The following is a 20071-nucleotide window of genomic DNA, read 5'->3' on the forward strand; positions in this document are numbered from 1 at the left end:
TCGGGCCCGCACGGGGCGACGAGCCCTGCAGTCAGCGCTGCGAGGAGATATTGCCACCGTCGACCACCAGCTCGGCGCCGGTGATGTAACTGGCCTCGGACGACAGCAGAAAGCGCACGGCAGTCGCCACTTCACGGGGCTGACCGAGGCGCCCCAGGAGAATGCGGCTCTCGAAACGCTCCTTGAGCCCCGTCGGCGCTGCCGCGATGGCATCGGCGATCATCTGGGTCATGATCTGGCCTGGCGAGACGGCGTTGATGCGAATGCCAAAGCGCGCCAGCTCATCGGCCAGGGCGCGGTTCAAGCCGAGCATGCCGGCCTTGGAGGCACTGTAGGTGGGGTTGAAGGCATTGCCGAGGGTGGCGTTGATCGAGGCGATCCCCACGCAGGCGGCCCCCTTGCTGACCTTGAAGTCCTCCAGCAAGGCCTGAATCATGAACGGCCAGCAACGCAGGTTGATATCCATCACCTGCGCCCAGGCAGCCGGGCTCAGCTGTTCCAGCGGGCAGGTACCGGGAACGCCGGCAGCGTGCACCAGGCCACCAATGGTGCCCAGCGCTGCGCGGCTCTGGTTGATCGCCCGACTCACCTGGCCGAGGTCCGCCACATCGACGCCCAGACTGGTCGTCGCCACTCCGGTGGCCTCGCTGATGCGCACCGCTTCAACGATCGCCTTGTCGACCTGCAGGTCCCACAGCGCCACGGGCCGGCCGGCCTCAGCCAGCAACTCGGCGCACGCCAGGCCAATGCCCGAGGCAGCCCCCGTCACGATGACCGGGCTGGTGAGGGCGGCAAGTGCGTGAGTCGATGACATCGAGGAACTCCTGTTGGCGGTACACTGCAAGGTGCCAAGGCGATTGGCAGCAGGCGCCTGACGAATATCGGGCCGGCAATGCGCAGTCAGCATACGCAGAGCGTCCTGCCGTGCATCGTCGATATGGACTAGAGGCAGCGACTCAGCGGCACCCGACGCAGAGCGGAAACATCGCCCCCATCGGCACCCTGCACTTGCAGGCGCCCGCTCGAACACCCAAGCTAGGAGCCCGGATCAACAGGCGAGGATCGGCCTTGGATTGGCATACCCTGCTCACCCGCGAACGTCTCGGCAAACCCGCCCCCAGCTCTGACGAGCTCGGGCGCAGCCCCTTCCACAAAGACCACGACCGCATCATCTTCTCCGGTGCCTTTCGCCGCCTGGGGCGCAAGACGCAGGTGCACCCGGTCTCGAGCAACGACCATATCCATACCCGCCTGACCCACTCGCTGGAGGTCAGTTGCGTCGGGCGGTCGCTGGCCATGCGCGTGGGCGAGATGCTGCGCGAGACGCTGCCCAGCTGGTGCACGCCAAGCGATCTGGGCATGGTCGTGCAGTCGGCCTGCCTGGCCCATGACATCGGCAACCCGCCATTCGGCCATTCCGGAGAAGATGCCATCCGCCACTGGTTCCAGCAGGCGGCGGCACGCGGCTGGCTGGATGCGATGAGCGACGCCGAGCGCGGCGACTTCCTCAATTTCGAAGGCAATGCCCAGGGTTTCCGCGTCCTCACCCAGCTGGAGTACCACCAGTTCGACGGCGGCACACGGCTGACCTACGCCACCCTGGGCAGCTACCTCAAATACCCCTGGACGGCCCGCCACGCTGAAGCGCTGGGCTACAAGAAGCACAAGTTCGGCTGCTACCAGAGCGAGCTGCCGCTGCTCGAACAGATCGCCGCCAAGCTCGAGCTGCCCCAGCTGGAGGCGCAGCGCTGGGCGCGCCACCCGCTGGTGTACCTGATGGAGGCGGCGGATGACATCTGCTACGGCCTGATCGACCTGGAAGATGGCGTGGAGATGGAGCTGCTCGACTATGCCGAAGTCGAGGCGCTGCTGCTCGCCCTGGTGGGCGATGACCTGCCGGAAACCTATCGCCAGCTCGGCCCACGGGACTCGCGGCGACGCAAACTGGCGATCCTGCGCGGCAAGGCCATCGAGCACCTGACCAATGCCGCCGCCAACGCCTTCGTCGAACAGCAGCACGATCTGCTTGCCGGGCGCCTGCAGGGCGATCTGGTCGAGCACATGCACGGCGCGGCCAAGCACTGCGTGCAGAGCGCCAAGTCCCTGGCCCGGGAGAAGATCTTCCACGACAAGCGCAAGACCCTGCACGAGATCGGCGCGTACACCACCCTGGAGATTCTCCTCAACGCGTTCTGCGGCGCGGCGCTGGAGCAGCACAGCGGCCGCCCGCTGTCGTTCAAGCACCGGCGCATCCTCGATCTGCTCAGCTACTACGCCCCGGAACCCGGCTGGCCGCTGTACCGCTCGTTCATGCGGGTCATCGATTTCATCGCCGGCATGACCGACAGCTACGCTACGGAAATGGCGAGAGAAATGACCGGGCGTTCCGCGACCTCATGAAGAACCTGATCCGCAGCAGCTTCACCTGGCATGCCGGCCCGCCGGCATGGGGCCCGGCCGTGGTCGCCGGGCTGGGCTGCGCACTGCCCCTGCTGCTGGGTCTGTTCACCGCCCATACCGGCTTCCTGTGGGCCTCTGCGGGCGCCTTCCAGGCAGCACAGGCCAACCCCCTGCATCGCTTCGGCATGCTGCGCATGCTGCTGCTCACCCTGCTGGGTGCCTGCAGTGCCGGGCTGGGCTTCTGGGCGGCCACGCATCCGTTGATCAGCCTGGGCATTTTCGCCGCCTTCGGCCTGCTGCTGGCCTGGCTGCAACGCTTCGGCAGCGAAGCCGGCAAGCTGGGCATCGGCCTGTGCATCTGCCTGTGCCTGGGCCAGGGGCAGTTCGGCACCGGCCATCTGCACAACCCTTACGCCGTGGCCATGCTGTTCATCCTCGGCGGGCTCTGGGTCATGCTGCTGGCCTTCGGCTTGCGCGGCGTACACGGCCTGCGCATGTGGCCCTACATGCCGCGTTTCATCAGCGTTCTCAAGGTACTCAAGCGCCATGCCCAGCGCTTGCCGCGCCAGCAATGGCGGCTGCACGCGCTGGCCTGCGTGCTCGCCTTCTCGGCCTCGGGCCTGCTGGTCAACCTGGCCGGACTGTCACGCGGTTACTGGCTGACCCTGACCGTCATCACCACCCTGCAACTGGAATTCCAGGGCAGCCTGGTGCGCGCCCTGCAGGCCAGCCTCGCCAGCCTGGCCGCAGCAGGCCTGCTGATCGCCTTCGGGCACAGCCTGCAGAGCCCGCCGGTGATGGTCGGCACGCTCCTGCTGCTGGTCTTCCTCAGCCGCGCCCTGCAGGCCAACCACTATGGCCTGTTCGTGCTGCAGACCAGCCTGTGCTTCGTGCTGCTGACCGAAAGCCTGGCCAGGGACTGGCACCTGGCGGAAGTGCGCCTGCTCAATGCGCTGATCGGCGTCGCCCTGGCCCTGACCGTCGCCCTGCTGGTGCATGGCCTGCGCGTGCACCTGAGCAAAACCGTGACGACGACGGCAACGCCGGAAAAACCGTCCTAGAGCGTTCGGCAGAATCGCCAAGCCTTCACTATGCTGAGTGAGCCTGCAGCGCCCGCAAGGAGTGAAGTGCGATGCTCAATACCGCCGTTCCCCGCGAACGCCGTTTTCCCCTGCACGTCCATATCAGCGTTCTGTTCACCCTCCTGCTCCTGTTCACCGGCGTCGTGCTGGGTCTGTTCAACTACCGACAGACCAGTCAGCTGATCTTTTCCAGCAGCGCGACCCTGTTCGAACGCATCCAGCAGGACGTCGAACGGGACCTGGACAGCACCTATCGCCCCATACGCCACGTGCTCAGCCTGATCGCCCTGCATCCCGCCACCCAGGCCAGGGAGCTCGACGAACGCCTGAAACTGCTGCCGCTGTTCGCCCAGGCCCTGCGCGACAACCCCAAGCTCGCCTCGCTCTACCTGGGTTACGAGGACGGTGACTTCTTCATGGTCCGCCCGCTGCGCAGCGACGCGCTCAAGCAGCGCTTCGACGCGCCGGACAAGGCCGCCTACCAGGTCTGGAGCATCGACCGCAGCGCCACCGGAACGGCCAGCGACTACCTGTTCTACGACGGCTCGCTCAACCCCTTGAGCCGCCGCCAGAACCTCAAGGAGTCATACGATCCACGCAAGCGCGAGTGGTTCATCCGCGCACGGGGCGATGGCGGGCAGATCACCACCGCACCCTACCTGTTCTTCTCCACCCAGGAGATCGGCACCACGCTGGCCAGACGCACGGGCCTGACCACCGTCCTCGGCGCCGACCTGACCCTGGACGACCTCTCCGCCACCCTGGCCAAGCACCGCGTCACCCCCAACAGCGAAGTGGTACTGGCCGATGCCAATGGCGATGCCGTCGCCTACCCCGACAGCAGCCGCCTGTTGCGCGAGGTGGATGGCAAGACCGAGCGGGTCAAGGTCAGGGATCTCAACCCGGCCCTCGGCGAGCTGTTGTCCGGCAAGCTCTCGGAACAGGAAGACGGCATCGTCGAGCTGGCCAAGCAGCGCTGGGTCATGTCCCAGCGGCACCTGCGCGAAGGTGGCCCCCAGGGCCTGCACCTGGCGCTGCTGGTGCCCGAGCACGAACTGCTGGCGGACGCCTATCGCATCCGCTGGCAGGGTGCGCTGATCACCCTGACCACCCTGCTGCTCTGCCTGCCGCTGGGCTGGCTGACCTCGCGCCTGGTGGTCAAGCCCCTGCGCAGCCTGGTACTGGAAGCGCAGGCGATTCATCGCTTCGATTTCGCCTTTCCGGCCAGCGGCCGCTCGCCCATCCTGGAGGTCGACCAACTGGCGGTCTCGATGAGCAGCATGAAGGATCGCCTGTCGAGATTCCTCGACATCGCCGCCAGCCTTTCCGCCGAGACCCATTTCGAAGCGTTGCTCAAGCGCGTACTGGACGCCACCGTATCCATCAGCGATGCCCAGGGCGGTCTGCTCTATCTGCTCGACAACGACACGGGCCGCCTGGAACCGCAGGGCCTGGTCATCGACGGCCAGAGCCGCGGCCTGAGCGAGCTGGGCATCGCCGGCGTGGCCCATGACGACCCCGCCCTGCCCGGCTGGCTGCAGCGGCCCGCCACGGGCGGCGACAGCATCGCCACCTCCATCGGCTTCGATCAGGCCGGCAGCTTCCAGGGGCTGCTGTCGGCGATGGACAGCCCCCGCCTGCACCTGATCTCGGCCGGCCTGCACAACCGCCAGGGCGACACCGTCGGCGTGCTGGTGCTGCTGCAGCGCGACAGCGGCGAGAACAGCGAGAGCATGCTCAGCCCGGACCGCGTCGCCTTCGTCGATGCCGTCTCCGGCAGCGCCGCCCTGTGCATCGAGAGCCAGCGCCTGCTGGCCAGGCAGAAGCAGCTGCTCGACGCCTTCATCCAGCTGATCGCCGGTGCCATCGATGCCAAGAGCCCCTATACCGGCGGGCATTGCCAGCGCGTACCGGAGATCACCCTGATGCTCGCCCGTGCGGCAGCCGACAGCGAGCGGCCCGAGTTTCGCGACTACAACCCCAGCGACGAGGACTGGGAAGCGTTGCATATCGCCGCCTGGCTGCACGACTGCGGCAAGGTCACCACGCCCGAGTACGTGGTCGACAAGGCGACCAAGCTGGAGACCCTGTACGACCGCATCCATGAAGTGCGCATGCGTTTCGAAGTGCTCAAGCGCGATGCCTGGATCAGTTATTGGCGCGGCCTCAGCGAAGGCGGCGAAGAGCGCGCGCTGGCGGCGCTGCGCGACCACCTGCTGGCGGAGCTGGACGACGAATTCGCCTTCATCGCACGCATCAACCTGGGCGGCGAGAGCATGGCCGATGCGGACCAGGCACGCCTGCGGCAGATCGCCGAACGGCGCTGGTCGCGCACCCTCGACAAGCGCCTGGGCGTGTCCTGGGAAGAGGCCAAGCGCCTGCAGCGTTCGACGCCGGACAGCCTGCCGGTCGACGAACCCTTGCTGGCCGACTGCCCCGAGCACTTGATCGAACGTGACGAGCAGGACGCGATCGGCCCCGACAACCCCTGGGGGTTCCGCCTGGAGGTGCCGCCGTACAAGTTCAACCGTGGCGAGCTGCACAACCTGAGCATCGCCCGCGGCACGCTGACGGCCGAGGAGCGCTACATCATCAATCACCACATCGTGCAGACCATCCTGATGCTCGACCGCCTGCCCTTCCCCAAGCACCTGCAGAACGTCAGCGAGATCGCCGGGGGACACCACGAGAAGATGGATGGCAGCGGCTACCCGAAACGCCTGACGCGCGAGCAGATGAGCCTGCCGGCACGGATGATGGCGATTGCCGACATCTTCGAGGCGCTGACGGCCGCCGACCGGCCCTACAAGAAGGGCAAGTCGCTTTCGGAAGCGCTGGATATCATGGCGGGCATGTGCCGGGGCGCGCATGTCGACCCGCAGCTGTTCGCCCTGTTCGTGCGCCAGAAGATCTACCGGCGCTATGCCGAGCGGTTCATGCAGGCGGATCAGATCGACGCGGTGGACGAGCAGGCGCTACTGGATAAGGCGGGGCTTGCCTGACCAGGCCTCGGAACGAAGCCTGGTCGGCCGGGAGGGCGCTGGAGAGACCAGCGCCGCCTGTCGATCAGGCCTAGTTGATCGGCTTTTCCGGGTACCAGACGTCCAGCAGCGGACTGATCTCGAAACCCTGCAGCTCGTCACGCCCTTTCAGCCAGGCTTCGACGGCAGTGCGCTGCTCTTCGGCCACCGAGCCACGCTTGGCCAGGCACACGAGGCCGTAGTCTTCCCCGCCCACGTAGTCCAGGCCATTGCCGGCAATCGCGTGGTCGAGGAACTGATCGACGAAATCGTCGATGGTCTGGTCGTTCAGGTCGGCCTTGAAGTTCAGGGTCAGCTCGAAGCCCAGCTCCTGAAATTCATCGACACAGAGCTTCTTGCGCAGACGGCGGGAACGGTTGGTCGCCATGAAACAATCCTCAAAGGTGATAACGCGCGGCACTCTAGCAGATCGGCGGAGTTACCGCTCGCAGCACAGCGCCCTTGCTGCATAATGAGAGGCAACTTTTTCCTGCGCCAGACAGTCCCTAATGCGGTTCGTGCTGTCTGCCCCAGACCTCGTTGCAAGCGCCCGGAGGCGCAAGGTTCTCCACTATGATCCAGCGGTTTCGTCAATTGGCGCTGAGCGCCGTGCTACTTCCCCTCGCCCTCGCCTGCCAGGCGGCCAACGGCACCCTGCCTGACAACGTCGAGAAAGCCCTCAAGGCCAACAAGATTCCCGATGGCTCGCTGTCGGTCATGACCGTGCCACTGGGCGGACAGAGCGGCGGCCTGCAGTTCAACGCCGACGTCTCGGTCAACCCGGCCTCCACCATGAAGCTGGTGACCACCTTCGCCGCGCTGGAGCTGCTCGGCCCCAACCATCAGTGGCAAACCGAGTTCTACGGCGACGGCCCGCTGAAGGACGGCGTGCTGCACGGCAATCTCTACCTCAAGGGCGGTGGCGATCCGAAACTGAACATGGAGAAACTCTGGCTGCTGCTGCGCGACCTGCGCATCAACGGCGTGCGTCAGGTCCAGGGCGACCTGGTGCTGGACCGCAGTTTCTTCGTCGCACCCCAGCTGCCCGCCTTCAACGATGATGGCGGCGACAGCAACAAGCCCTTCCTGGTCGCCCCCGACTCGCTGCTGGTCAACCTCAAGGCGCAACGCTTCATCACCCGCGCCGAAGACGGCAAGGTGCAGATCGCCATGGACCCGCCCATCGCCAGCGTGCGCATCGACAACCAGGTGCGCCTGCTCAAGGCATCCACCTGCCCCTCCTGGCCCGACATCCGCTACAACGCGGTGCAGCAGTACGACGGCACCACGCTGATCGTCAGCGGCCAGCTGGCCGAAGGCTGCAGCGCACAGACCTACCTGTCGCTGCTCGACCACCCCAGCTACACCGCTGGCGCGGTGCGCAGCATCTGGAAGGAACTGGGCGGCAAGATCCTCGGCAAGGACCGCCTCGCCCCGCTGCCGGAAGACGCGCGCCTGCTGGCTCGCGCCTTGTCACCGGACGTGGTGGAAATCGTCCGCGACATCAACAAGTACAGCAACAACACCATGGCCCGGCAGCTGTTCCTCAGCATCGGCGCGCAGTTCCGCACCGACGCGGACAAGGACGACGCCATGGCCGCGCAACGGGTGATCCGTGACTGGCTGGCGCGCAAGGGCATCACCGCGCCGCATCTGGTGCTGGAGAACGGCTCCGGGCTGTCGCGCGCGGAACGCATCAGCGCCAGGGAAATGGCCCTGATCCTCCAGGCGGCCTGGCGCAGCCCGTATTCCGCCGAGTTCCGCAGCTCCATGCCGCTGGTGGCCATGGACGGCACCATGCGCAGGCGCCTGCAACGCACCCCGCTGGTGGGCGAGGCGCACATCAAGACCGGTACGCTGAACAACGTGCGCGCCATCGCCGGCTACAGCCGCGACAGCAACGGCCAGGACTGGGCGGTAGTGGCCATCCTCAACGACCCGAAGCCCTGGGGCGCGACCTCGATTCTCGACCAGGTGCTGCTCGACACCTACACGCAGCCCAAGCGCTGACGATGCCGTGGCCGGTGCAGTCCGGGGGCCAGCCTGCGGACTGCACCAGCTACGCAATCAACGCGCGCTGAAGCGCCAGGCGCGATGAATCTTGGCATTGCGCGCAAAGTCCGGATCGAGCGTCTGCGCGCTGATCTCCTCGACCTGATAGCGAGCCATCAGGCTCTCATCCAGCTGGAACTTGCGGAAGTTGTTGGAGAAATACAGCACGCCGCCACGCGCCAGACGCGCCATGGCCAGGTCGAGCAGCTCGACATGGTCGCGCTGCACATCGAACACCCCTTCCATGCGCTTGGAATTGGAGAAGGTTGGCGGGTCGATGAAAATCAGGTCGTACTCGCCCCGGTCCTCGCCCAGCCAGGCCATCACATCGCCCTGCTCCAGGCGCTGTTTGTCGGAGAAACCGTTCAGCGACAGATTGCGCCGCGCCCAGTCCAGGTAGGTTTTCGACAGGTCGACGCTGGTGGTGCTGCGCGCCCCGCCCTTGGCCGCATGGACCGTAGCCGTGGCGGTGTAGCAGAACAGATTCAGGAAGCGCTTGCCGGCCGCCTCGCGCTGGATGCGCATGCGCAGCGGCCGGTGATCGAGGAACAGCCCGGTATCCAGATAGTCGGTGAGGTTGACCAGCAGCTTGACCCCGCCCTCGTTCACTTCCATGAACTGGCCCTGAGCCGCCTGACGCTGATACTGCTTGGTACCGGCCTGGCGCTCACGGCGCTTGATCGCCACACGGTTCTGCGCCACGCCCAGCGCCTGGGGAATCGCCGCCAGCGCATCGAGCAGGCGCGCCTGCGCCTTCTCCGGATCGATCGAGCGCGGCGCCGCGTACTCCTGCACATGCACCCAGTCGCGGTACAGATCGACCGCCAGGGCATACTCCGGCATGTCCGCATCGTAGAGTCGATAGCACTCGACCCCCTCGCGGCGCGCCCACTTGCCCAGTTGCTTGAGGTTCTTCTGCAGGCGGTTGGCGAACATCTGCCCGCCCTCCGACAGGCGCGCCTGTTGCGGCGCTTCCTGCTCGGGCTCGTCGACGTTCTTCGCCCGGCGCTCGCCGGTCACGAACTGTTCGGTCTGCACCTTGATCAACAACAGTTTGCAGGCCAGCGCGCCATTCCAGAAGGCATATTGCTTGTGGCTGCGCAGACCCATGCGCTTGCCCAGCTCAGGCGCCCCGGTGAACACCGCAGCCTCCCAGCCCAGGCAGGCCTGGCGCAGGCGCTCGCCGAGGTTCTGGTAGAGGTACAGCAGGCTGGCTTCATCCCCCAGGCGCTCGCCATAGGGTGGGTTGCTGATCACCAGGCCTTTCTGGTTCTGGTCCGGACGCGGTTCGAAGTGAGCCAGCTCGCCCTGATAGATCTTCACCCAGTCGGATAACCCGGCACGCTCCACGTTGTTGCGCCCCGGCTGGATCAGGCGGGGATCGGCCTCGTAGCCACGAATCCACAACGGTGGCTTGGCCAGGCCCGCCGCCGCACGCTGCTCGGCCTCGGCATGCAGCTTCTTCCACAGCGCCGGCACGTGCCCGAGCCAGTTGGAAAAGCCCCAGCGTTCGCGCTTGAGGTTCGGGGCGACGTCCGCCGCCATCAGCGCGGCCTCCACCAGGAACGTACCGACACCGCACATGGGGTCGGCCAGGGCGCCGCCCTCGGCGGCGATACGCGGCCAACCGGCACGGATCAGCACCGCAGCCGCGAGGTTTTCCTTGAGCGGCGCCGCGCCCTGCTGCAGGCGGTATCCGCGCTGGTGCAGGCTGTGCCCGGACAGGTCCAGGGACAGCACCGCCTCTCCCCGGTCCAGGCGCAGGTGAACGCGCAAGTCGGGATTGACCTTGTCGATGCTCGGACGCTCGCCGGCGGCGGTCCGCAGCCGGTCGACGATCGCATCCTTGACCTTGAGCGCGCCAAAATGGGTGTTGTCGATGCCCGAACCCTGGCCACTGAACTCCACCGCCAGGCTGCCGGCCGGCTCCAGGTGATCGCGCCAGTCGACCGCCTTGACCCCGTCATACAGCTGCTCCGCGCTGTTCATGGTGAAACGCGACAGCACCAGCAGCACACGGTTGGCCAGGCGCGACCACAGGCACAGGCGATAGGCGACCTCGATCTCGGCATGGCCACGGACTGCCGCCGTCTGCTCGCGCGCTTCCTCCAGCCCCAGCGCCCTGGCCTCTTCCAGTAACAGACCTTCGAGCCCCTTGGGGCAAGTCAGCACGATTTCGTAACGATCAGACATGGTGTCCTACTGCCTATGGCAATCCGGGAGATGCGGCGGCGCACCTCGACTCAAAAATAAGTGACAAAACGTCACACGGCGACCCTTCGTCGGAATAAGCAAGCGCTCTCATTCGCACTAGCACTTTGCAGGCATGCCTGCGCTCAGCCAGGCCCCACGGCGTCTGGCCGAATGGGCCTGGATGTATGCCCAGCCCCCTTATGGCGCCACCCTCATTTAGGTTACGCCCTTATGACAAATCGATCATTCACAGGCCTCGGTGCATTCGTTAGAACACTACCTAAGGCGCTCGTTGCAACGGCGAGTGCACAGAAGGTCCGCCACGCCGGCAGCGGGCCTTCGCAGGCAGACATTTTCTGCCCGGCCTTGCCACAAGGCCAACGGGACATAACAGTCAACAGTGAGGGCAACACCCTATGAGAAGACTTAAGCGTGATCCGTTAGAACGAGCTTTCTTGCGCGGCTATCAGTACGGCATCAATGGTAAATCCCGCGAACTTTGCCCCTTTACCCTGCCATCGGTACGTCAAGCCTGGCTCAATGGCTGGCGTGAGGGCCGTGGTGACAACTGGGATGGGCTGACCGGCGCGGCCGGTATTCATCGACTCAACGAACTTCACGCTGTCGGCTGATCAGGATCACACCCGACTTCACCATGCCGACCCCATCCGGGCGGCGGGCGCAAGCCCAAGGGCTCCTTCGGGAGCCCTATTTATTTACGCAGTGCCGCGATCGCATCCACCGCTTCACGGATCAACGCCGGCCCCTTGTAGATGAACCCCGAATAGATCTGTACCAGGCTGGCGCCGGCAGCGATCTTCTCCGCCGCATGCCGACCTTCGGTGATACCGCCAACGGCGATGATCGGCAGTCGGCCGGACAGCTCGCCAGCCAGCACCTTGACGATATGCGTGCTCTTGTCGCGCACCGGTGCACCGGACAGGCCACCGGCTTCGTCGCCATGGGCCAGCCCCTCGACACCTTCGCGGCTGAGCGTGGTGTTGGTCGCGATCACCGCGTCCATGTCCGCGCCCAATAGCGCCGACGCCACCAGCGCGGTTTCTTCATCGCTCATGTCCGGGGCGATCTTGATCGCCAGCGGCACGCGCTTGCCATGCTCCTGGGCCAGGTCCTCCTGACGGCGACGCAAGGCTTCCAGCAGTTCCTTGAGCGAGTCGCCGAACTGCAGGCTGCGCAGCCCGGGCGTGTTGGGCGAGCTGACATTGACCGTGACGTAGCTGGCGTGGGCGTACACCTTGTCCAGGCACGCCAGGTAGTCATCCACCGCACGCTCGACCGGGGTATCGAAGTTCTTGCCGATATTGATGCCCAGTACACCCTTGAATTTCGCAGCCTTGACCCGCTCGAGCAGATGATCGACGCCCTGGTTGTTGAAACCCATGCGGTTGATCACCGCCTCGGCCTCCGGCAGGCGGAACAGGCGCGGCTTGGGGTTGCCCGGCTGCGGCCGAGGCGTCACGGTGCCGATCTCGACGAAACCGAAGCCAAGCTGGGCAAAGCCGTCGATGGCGTCGCCATTCTTGTCCAGCCCCGCCGCCAGCCCCACCGGGTTGGCGAACTGCAGGCCCATCACGTTGACCGGCAAGCTGGCCGGCGCCTTGGTCAGCAAACCATTGAGCCCCAGACGCCCCCCCGCCCCGATCAGGTCGATAGACAGCTCGTGGGAGGTTTCCGGGGAAAGTTTGAACAGCAGCTCGCGGGCCAGGGTGTACATGGGCAGGCTCAGCTCGACAGATAGAGGGTGGGCGGACCGGCGATTATAGCCGTGCACGCATGACGGGCGCGAGGCACGTGCGCCAGATCAGCCCAGAGGGCGTAAGCTCAGCAGCTCGCCGGCATCATTGAATTCCAGAACGAAGGAACCATGGATGCCTGCATGGGTCAAATACGGCCGCAAATGATGCGCTGGCAAACTAACTCGGCGTCCGTCGCGGCTTTGCGCCATAATCCGGTTGGCCTGGCCCCGATAGATGGCCTGCACTCGTTCGGCCGATAACGCAATATCCAGCACCAAGCTGGGCATGGAGGCACCCTCGCAAATGAATGCGGCTATTTTGCCACAGACCTACGCAGCCACAGGCGCTCACGTGCCGCACCACGCTGTATGGGCAATAGCCGCCTGTGTCTGCCACACTGCAGTAGACGCTTCAGGAGCGACCTGTCGGCCATGAGCCTGCCCGAATCCTCCACCCTTGGTGGCCGCCTGACGGCCCTGGCACAACGCCTGGGGTTGCTGGGTCGTGCCTCGCGGCAGATCTTCGCCAGGGCCAGCGTGCTGCGCCTGCCATTCAAGGTGCTACCAGCGCCTGCCGACAGCATCTGCTGGCATGAGGGCCCGCAACTGCAACAGTTGCTCCACCTCCCTCGCGGCGCCCTGTCCGGCCCGGTGCAGGAGGACAAGGCACAGGCGCATTCCGCCCTGACCCAGGTCGTGGAGGCGCAGACGCAACAGCTGCAATCCTTCGACCTGCGCCTGATCGACGGTTTTGCCTGTACGACTCCCGCCCCCGGCTACGGCAGTTTCGAAGACTATGCGGCGAGCGAGCATTGCCGGCAGGTCCGCATCATCAGCTACAAGGACTTCCTCAAGGCCATGAGCCAGCCCTTGCCACGCTTCATGGCCGGCGACCCGGTGGAGTTGCTGCAAGCCAACTGGCGCACCCGCACATTCTGGGCAGGGGAAACACGGGGGGAAGCCTTCGCCAGCGCGATTGCCTACGCGCGCAGACGCGGCCTGGAAGTGCTGCTGCCCGCCAACATGGTGCGTTATCGCCTGAGCGAGACGGGCCTGGACAACCTGCAGCACCGCTACCACGTACTGGCCATGCCTGAAGAGGCCTGGAGCGATCCAGGCTTCATGGGCTTGCTGCTGGACAACGGCATACCCTACGCGCGCCTGTCGCTGCTGAAGAAAGCCGGCAAGCCGGAGTTCCTCCTGCTCCCCAAGGAGCACCAGGACGCCACCGCCCTGGGCGAAGGACTGCGCCTGGCCGGCGCGCCAAACGTGCTGGATTATCTGCGCCAGCTGGCAAGCGTCGCCGAGTGATCGCTGGCGTCTATTCGTCGCTGCCGCGCAACAGACGTCCGATCATGTCCAGCGAATAACCTCGATAGGCGAGAAACCGCCCCTGCTTGGCACGCTCACGAGCGTCCGTCGGCAACTGACCGGCAAACTTGCGCTGCCAGGTCTCACGCAACGACTCGAACCAGTCGATAGCACTTTCGCGCAGCGCCTGATCGATGTCGCCGCGCTCCAGCCCCCGCTGCCCCAGCTCTTCGCGAATGCGCTGCGGCCCATAGCCGGCACGCGCACGATAGGCAACGAAGCTTTCCAGATAGCGCGCCTCGGACAGCAGGCCTTCCTCGGACAAGCGCTGCAAGGCCACCTCTATCAGCTCCTGCGGTGCACCGCGCTTGCGCAGCTTGCGCGTCAGCTCGACACGCCCGTGCTCACGCCGGGCAAGCAGGTCCATGGCCGCCCGCCGAACGGCGAGCGGGTTGTCCAGTATCGCGGTCATGCGTGCGCGGCAGGCTTAGAAGTCGACTTCTGCGTCAGCCAGGTCATCGGCAGTCGCCTTCGCCGGAGTGCTGCTGACCAGCAGCTTCTGGCGAATCTGACCCTCGATCTCGCGTGCCACGGCCTGATTGTCTTCCAGGTACTTGGCGGCGTTGGCCTTGCCCTGGCCGATCTTGTTGCCCTGGTAGCTGTACCAGGCACCCGACTTCTCGACCAGGCCCTGCTGCACGCCGAGGTCGATGATCTCGCCGTTGCGGTAGATGCCCTTGCCATAGAGGATCTGGAACTCGGCCTGACGGAAAGGCGGAGCGACCTTGTTCTTGACGATCTTAACCCGCGTTTCGCTACCGACCACCTCTTCACCCTCTTTCACCGCACCCGTGCGACGGATGTCCAGGCGAACCGAGGAGTAGAACTTCAGCGCGTTACCACCGGTAGTGGTTTCCGGGCTGCCGAACATGACACCGATCTTCATGCGGATCTGGTTGATGAAGATGACCAGGCAGTTGGCATTCTTGATGTTACCGGTGATCTTGCGCAGCGCCTGGCTCATCAGGCGAGCCTGCAGGCCGACGTGCATGTCACCCATCTCACCCTCGATTTCCGCCTTCGGTACCAGGGCCGCCACGGAGTCGACGATGATCACGTCGATGGCGTTGGAGCGCACCAGCATGTCGGTGATTTCCAGGGCCTGCTCGCCGGTGTCGGGCTGGGAGACCAGCAGGTCGTCGACGTTGACACCCAGCTTGCCGGCGTAATCCGGGTCCAGCGCGTGCTCGGCATCGACGAAGGCACAGGTGGCACCGAGCTTCTGCGCTTCGGCGATCACCGACAGCGTGAGCGTGGTCTTACCGGAGGATTCCGGACCGTAGATCTCGACGATACGGCCCTTGGGCAGGCCGCCGATGCCCAGCGCGATGTCCAGCCCCAGCGAACCGGTGGAAATGGCCGGAATCGCCTGGCGCTCGTGATCGCCCATGCGCATGACCGCGCCCTTGCCAAACTGCTTCTCGATCTGGCCCAGGGCAGCCGCCAAGGCACGCTTCTTGTTCTCGTCCATTCTATCCTCGCATGTTCAAGAGGGCCGGCAGGCCACCAACAACTGTATAAGTAGCCAGTATTATTCCACAGGGCAAGTCGTCCGCCTACCCCAGGGAAGGATTTTCCTCCGCCAACAGGGCGAGAAGCCCCGTCAGTGCGGCCTCGACCGTTTGTCGGCGCACCTGATCACGGCCTCCGGCGAACTGTTTGCGCACGCTGAAAAGCCGCTCGCCATCGCCCCAGGCCAACCAGACAGTGCCCACCGGCTTCTCCGCCGAGCCGCCGTCGGGACCGGCCACTCCGCTGACCGCGACTGCGTAGCGCGCGCCGCTGTGCGCCTGGGCCCCTCGTACCATCGCCTCGACGACTTCCTGGCTGACCGCACCGACGCTGACGAACAACTCGCTGCACACGTCCAGCTGCCTGGTTTTCTGCGCATTGGAGTAGGTGACATAGCCCGCCTCGAACCAGGCCGAACTGCCGGGAATGCGGGTAATGGCCTCGGCGATCCCACCGCCGGTGCAGGACTCTGCGGTGCTCACCTGGGCGCCCAGCCTTTTCAACCCGTCACCCAGTTGCGCGGCCAGTCGATCGATTCTGTCCATGTCCGTCCCTCGTTCATCGAACGGACAACCCTACACAGCTTGAACCGCCAGTGGAACGCGCAAATGTCGTCTAGTGTTATCTCCGGTGGCGGAACGAAAGGAGACGCGAGATGTGGCTGTCACGCAATAAAGAGCAGAAGGACGCGCCCAGCGCCGGAACGGCCGAGCTGCAGGCCATACGACAATCGATGGCGATGATCGAGTTCACCCCGGATGGCATCATCCTCGATGCCAATCGCGCCTTTCTCGAGGTGGTGGGCTACAGCCTGGAGGAGATCGTCGGCCAGCACCACCGACTGTTCTGTTCGCGCAGCCTGAGCGAGAGCCTGGCCTATCAGCAATTCTGGCAGCGCCTGCGCCAGGGCGAACACTTCAGCGACCGTTTTCCCAGGCTGACGCGGGATCGCCGGGAAGTCTGGCTCGAAGCCACCTACATGCCGATCCGTGACGCCCAGGGCGCGGTAACCAAGGTCATGAAGATCGCCACCGACATCACCCGTCAGGTCGCCGCCGAACACATGCACGAGAGCTACATCAAGGCCATCGACCGCTCCATGGCGGTGATCGAATTCAACCTGGATGGCGAGGTGGTGAGCGCCAACCAGAATTTCCTCGACCTGATGGGTTATACCCGCGACGAGGTGATCGGCCAGCATCACCGGATGTTCTGCCTGGCAGAAGACAGCCACAGCGACGACTACCGCGAGTTCTGGGCGCGCCTGAACAAGGGCGAGTTCATGTCCGACCGCTTTCGCCGCGTCACCAGGCACGGCCGCCAGGTCTGGCTGCGTGCGACCTACAACCCGCTGTACGACGCCAACGGACGCGTGTACGGCGTCGTCAAGTTCGCCAGCGACATCACCACCCAGGTCGAGCGCCGCGACTCCGAAGCCGCCGCCGCGCAGCTGGCCCACGACATCGCCAAGGAGACCGATGTCTCCGCCGATCACGGCACCCGCACCGTGGCGCAGACCGTCGCGGTGGTCAACGACATCGCCAGCGAACTGGCCAACGTCGCGGAGCAGATCGAAGGCCTGAACAAGCAGTCGGAACAGATCACCAGCATCGTCCAGGTCATCCGCGGCATCGCCGACCAGACCAACCTGCTGGCACTCAATGCCGCGATAGAAGCCGCACGCGCCGGTGAACAGGGGCGCGGATTCGCCGTGGTCGCCGATGAAGTCCGCCAGCTGGCCTCGCGCACCAGCCAGGCCACCCAGGAGATCAACGGTGTCGTCCAGGAGAACCAGAGCCTCACGCGTAACGCCGTGGCCAGCATGGCCACGACGCGCGAACACGCACGCACCGGCGTGGACCTGGCCAACCAGGCCGGCGAGGTGATTCGCGAGATACGCAGCGAGTCGCAGCGGGTGGTCGAAGCCGTCGCCCAGTTCTCGGTGACGTTCACCGACTGAACGCGAATCGCTGCCGATTCGGGGTCCACGCGGTGGGCGAAGTATGGGAAAATTCCCGGCTTCGTCACACCCACCGCACCTAAGGCCCGGCATGACCGATCTCTCCGCTCACACCCCGATGATGCAGCAATATTGGAAGCTGAAGAACCAGCACCCGGATCAGCTGATGTTCTATCGCATGGGCGACTTCTACGAGATCTTCTACGAGGATGCGAAGAAGGCCGCCAAGCTGCTGGACATCACCCTGACCGCGCGCGGCCAGTCGGCCGGTCAGTCGATTCCCATGTGCGGCATCCCCTTCCACTCGGTCGAAGGCTACCTGGCCAAACTGGTCAAGCTCGGCGAGTCGGTGGTGATCTGCGAGCAGGTCGGCGATCCGGCCACCAGCAAGGGTCCGGTCGAGCGCCAGGTGGTGCGCATCATCACTCCCGGCACCATCAGCGACGAGGCCCTGCTCGACGAACACCGCGACAACCTGCTGGCTGCCGTGCTGGGTGACGAGCGCCTGTTCGGCCTGGCCGTGCTGGACATCACCAGCGGCCGCTTCAGCGTCCAGGAAATCAGGGGCTGGGAAAACCTGCTGGCCGAACTGGAACGCCTGAACCCCGCCGAGTTGCTGATCCCCGACGACTGGCCACAGGGCCTCCCGGCCGAAAAGCGCAAGGGCTCTCGACGTCGCGCGCCCTGGGACTTCGACCGCGACAGTGCCTTCAAGAGCCTGTGCCAGCAGTTCGGCACCCAGGACCTGAAAGGCTTCGGCTGCGAAAACCTGACCCTGGCCATCGGCGCCGCCGGCTGCCTGCTGGGCTACGCCAAGGAAACCCAGCGCACCGCCCTGCCCCACCTGCGCAGCCTGCGGCACGAACGCCTGGACGACACGGTGATCCTCGACGGCGCCAGCCGCCGCAACCTGGAGCTGGACATCAACCTCTCCGGCGGGCGCGACAACACCCTGCAATCGGTGATGGATCGCTGCCAGACCGCCATGGCCAGCCGCCTGCTGGGGCGCTGGCTGAACCGTCCGCTGCGTGATCGTGCCGTACTCGAAGCGCGTCAGAACGCCATTGCCTGCCTGCTCGACGGCTACCGTTTCGAGACGCTGCAACCGCAGCTCAAGGAGATCGGCGACCTGGAGCGGATCCTTGCCCGTATCGGCCTGCGCAACGCTCGTCCACGCGACCTCGCCCGCCTGCGTGACGCTCTCGCCGCACTGCCCGAGCTGCAGCAGGCGATGACCCCGCTGGACACGCCGCACCTGCAGCAACTGGCAAACAGCATCGCCACCTACCCCGAGCTGGCCGACCTGCTGGCCCGCGCCATCATCGACAACCCGCCGGCGGTCATCCGTGACGGTGGCGTGCTGAAGACCGGCTACGACGCCGAACTGGACGAACTGCAGGCGATGAGCGAGAACGCCGGCCAGTTCCTCATGGACCTGGAAGCACGCGAGAAGGCCCGTACCGGCCTGGCCAACCTCAAGGTCGGCTACAACCGCGTGCACGGCTACTTCATCGAACTGCCGACCAAGCAGGCGGAGTCGGCCCCCGCCGATTACATTCGCCGGCAGACGCTCAAGGGCGCCGAGCGCTTCATCACCCCGGAGCTGAAGGAATTCGAGGACAAGGCCCTGTCGGCCAAGAGCCGTGCCCTGGCCCGCGAGAAGATGCTCTATGACGAACTGCTGGAGCGCCTGATCGGTCACCTGGCGCCGCTGCAGGACAGTGCCGCGGCGCTGGCCGAACTGGATGTGCTGAGCAACCTGGGCGAACGCGCGCTGAATCTCGACCTGAACCGCCCGCGCTTCGTCGAAGAACCCTGCATGCGCATCGACCAGGGTCGCCACCCGGTGGTCGAGCAGGTGCTGACCACACCGTTCGTGGCCAACGACCTCGACCTCGACGACAACCGCCGCATGCTGATCATCACCGGTCCGAACATGGGCGGTAAATCCACCTACATGCGCCAGACCGCGCTGATCGTGCTGCTGGCGCACATCGGCAGCTTCGTCCCTGCCGCCGCCTGCGAACTGTCACTGGTCGACCGTATCTTCACCCGCATCGGCTCCAGTGACGACCTCGCCGGTGGGCGCTCGACCTTCATGGTGGAAATGAGCGAAACCGCCAACATCCTGCATAACGCCAGCGAACGCAGCCTGGTGCTGATGGACGAGGTTGGCCGTGGTACCAGCACCTTCGACGGCCTGTCGCTGGCGTGGTCGGCGGCCGAACACCTGGCCCGCCTGCGCGCCTTCACCCTGTTCGCCACCCACTACTTCGAGCTGACCGTGCTTCCGGAAAGCGAGCCGGTGGTGGCCAACGTGCACCTCTCGGCCACCGAGCACAATGAGCGCATCGTCTTCCTCCACCACGTCCAGGCGGGGCCTGCGAGCCAGAGCTACGGCCTGGCCGTGGCACAGCTGGCGGGCGTGCCCGGCACCGTGATCAGCCGCGCCCGTGAGCACCTGGCACGCCTGGAAGCCACCAGCCTGCCGCACGATCGACCTCGGCAAGAGCCCGGACAGCCGCAAGCACCGATGCAGAGCGACCTGTTCGCCAGCACGCCGCACCCGCTGCTGGAGCAATTGCATACGATCAATCCGGATGATCTGACTCCGCGTAAAGCGTTGGAACTGTTATATACATGGAAGACGCAGATCTAACGCTCAATACAACAAACTGCTAGAATCGCGCGCAATTTTACGACCGCCCGGTTTACAGCCTGAGCC

The 20071-nt window shown here is 65.3% G+C and carries 16 protein-coding genes; 8 read left to right on the plus strand and 8 right to left on the minus strand.

Features of this window, described 5'->3' with window-relative positions; genetic code table 11:
* Positions 1-31: 31 nt before the first annotated feature.
* Entirely contained in the window at positions 32-814 is a 783-nt protein-coding gene (locus E4487_RS15080) for an SDR family NAD(P)-dependent oxidoreductase (protein ID WP_175253755.1), read from the minus strand.
* Between the two features lie 254 nt (positions 815-1068).
* Here E4487_RS15080 and E4487_RS15085 point away from each other — a divergent pair, with 254 nt between their 5' ends.
* From E4487_RS15085 to E4487_RS15095, 3 genes are all read left to right on the plus strand, one after another.
* Positions 1069-2400: a deoxyguanosinetriphosphate triphosphohydrolase gene (locus tag E4487_RS15085; RefSeq protein ID WP_037053222.1), complete on the plus strand. Its 1332-nt coding sequence runs from the start codon at positions 1069-1071 to the stop codon at positions 2398-2400.
* Positions 2397-3461 carry an FUSC family protein gene (locus tag E4487_RS15090; RefSeq protein WP_037053224.1) on the plus strand — a complete coding sequence of 355 codons (1065 nt, stop codon included), beginning with the start codon at positions 2397-2399 and terminating at the stop codon, positions 3459-3461. Before E4487_RS15085 ends, E4487_RS15090 begins: the two co-directional genes overlap by 4 nt.
* Before the next feature lie 71 nt (positions 3462-3532).
* Positions 3533-6484, plus strand: a complete 2952-nt coding sequence (locus tag E4487_RS15095) for an HD domain-containing phosphohydrolase (RefSeq protein ID WP_175253756.1) — start codon at positions 3533-3535, stop codon at positions 6482-6484.
* Positions 6485-6554: 70 nt separating this feature from the next.
* Here the strand turns inward: E4487_RS15095 and E4487_RS15100 are convergent, their stop codons facing one another.
* Complete coding sequence (locus tag E4487_RS15100) at positions 6555-6890, minus strand: YggL family protein (RefSeq protein WP_175253757.1); 336 nt, start codon at positions 6888-6890, stop codon at positions 6555-6557.
* A 185-nt stretch (positions 6891-7075) separates the two neighbouring features.
* Here E4487_RS15100 and dacB point away from each other — a divergent pair, with 185 nt between their 5' ends.
* On the plus strand, positions 7076-8512 hold the full coding sequence (dacB, locus tag E4487_RS15105; protein WP_150605798.1) for a D-alanyl-D-alanine carboxypeptidase/D-alanyl-D-alanine-endopeptidase: 1437 nt from the start codon (positions 7076-7078) through the stop codon (positions 8510-8512).
* A gap of 57 nt (positions 8513-8569) precedes the next feature.
* Here dacB and rlmKL read toward each other — a convergent pair whose 3' ends face one another.
* Entirely contained in the window at positions 8570-10747 is a 2178-nt protein-coding gene (gene rlmKL, locus E4487_RS15110; RefSeq protein ID WP_175253758.1) for a bifunctional 23S rRNA (guanine(2069)-N(7))-methyltransferase RlmK/23S rRNA (guanine(2445)-N(2))-methyltransferase RlmL, read from the minus strand.
* A 416-nt stretch (positions 10748-11163) separates the two neighbouring features.
* Here rlmKL and rmf point away from each other — a divergent pair, with 416 nt between their 5' ends.
* Entirely contained in the window at positions 11164-11379 is a 216-nt protein-coding gene (gene rmf, locus E4487_RS15115; protein WP_080756998.1) for a ribosome modulation factor, read from the plus strand.
* An 80-nt stretch (positions 11380-11459) separates the two neighbouring features.
* On the opposite strand, the gene E4487_RS15120 is transcribed toward rmf, so the two are convergent.
* The gene (locus tag E4487_RS15120) at positions 11460-12482 is read right to left on the minus strand and encodes a quinone-dependent dihydroorotate dehydrogenase (protein WP_037053235.1); all 1023 of its coding nucleotides are present in this window, start codon (positions 12480-12482) and stop codon (positions 11460-11462) included.
* Positions 12483-12569: 87 nt separating this feature from the next.
* Positions 12570-12791, minus strand: coding sequence for a DUF2835 domain-containing protein (locus E4487_RS15125; RefSeq protein ID WP_080756997.1), 222 nt, complete (start codon positions 12789-12791; stop codon positions 12570-12572).
* Positions 12792-12935: 144 nt separating this feature from the next.
* Between E4487_RS15125 and E4487_RS15130 the strand changes: the two genes are divergently transcribed.
* Positions 12936-13814, plus strand: a complete 879-nt coding sequence (locus tag E4487_RS15130) for a DUF6685 family protein (RefSeq protein ID WP_175253759.1) — start codon at positions 12936-12938, stop codon at positions 13812-13814.
* 10 nt (positions 13815-13824) lie between these two features.
* Here the strand turns inward: E4487_RS15130 and recX are convergent, their stop codons facing one another.
* The 3 genes from recX to E4487_RS15145 form a co-directional block, all read right to left on the minus strand.
* Complete coding sequence (gene recX / locus E4487_RS15135) at positions 13825-14286, minus strand: recombination regulator RecX (protein ID WP_175253760.1); 462 nt, start codon at positions 14284-14286, stop codon at positions 13825-13827.
* 15 nt (positions 14287-14301) lie between these two features.
* Entirely contained in the window at positions 14302-15345 is a 1044-nt protein-coding gene (gene recA / locus E4487_RS15140) for a recombinase RecA (protein ID WP_037053238.1), read from the minus strand.
* Between the two features lie 85 nt (positions 15346-15430).
* Positions 15431-15931 carry a CinA family protein gene (locus E4487_RS15145; protein ID WP_175253761.1) on the minus strand — a complete coding sequence of 167 codons (501 nt, stop codon included), beginning with the start codon at positions 15929-15931 and terminating at the stop codon, positions 15431-15433.
* A gap of 110 nt (positions 15932-16041) precedes the next feature.
* Between E4487_RS15145 and E4487_RS24695 the strand changes: the two genes are divergently transcribed.
* Both E4487_RS24695 and mutS read left to right on the plus strand, forming a co-directional pair.
* Positions 16042-17346 (plus strand): PAS domain-containing methyl-accepting chemotaxis protein, encoded by a 1305-nt coding sequence (locus E4487_RS24695; RefSeq protein WP_175253762.1) that lies wholly within the window; start codon positions 16042-16044, stop codon positions 17344-17346.
* A gap of 91 nt (positions 17347-17437) precedes the next feature.
* Positions 17438-20005, plus strand: coding sequence for a DNA mismatch repair protein MutS (mutS, locus tag E4487_RS15155; RefSeq protein ID WP_175253763.1), 2568 nt, complete (start codon positions 17438-17440; stop codon positions 20003-20005).
* Positions 20006-20071: the final 66 nt, after the last annotated feature.

Source organism: Pseudomonas sp. BMW13, from assembly GCF_013357275.1.
Classification (GTDB): domain Bacteria; phylum Pseudomonadota; class Gammaproteobacteria; order Pseudomonadales; family Pseudomonadaceae; genus Aquipseudomonas; species Aquipseudomonas khazarica.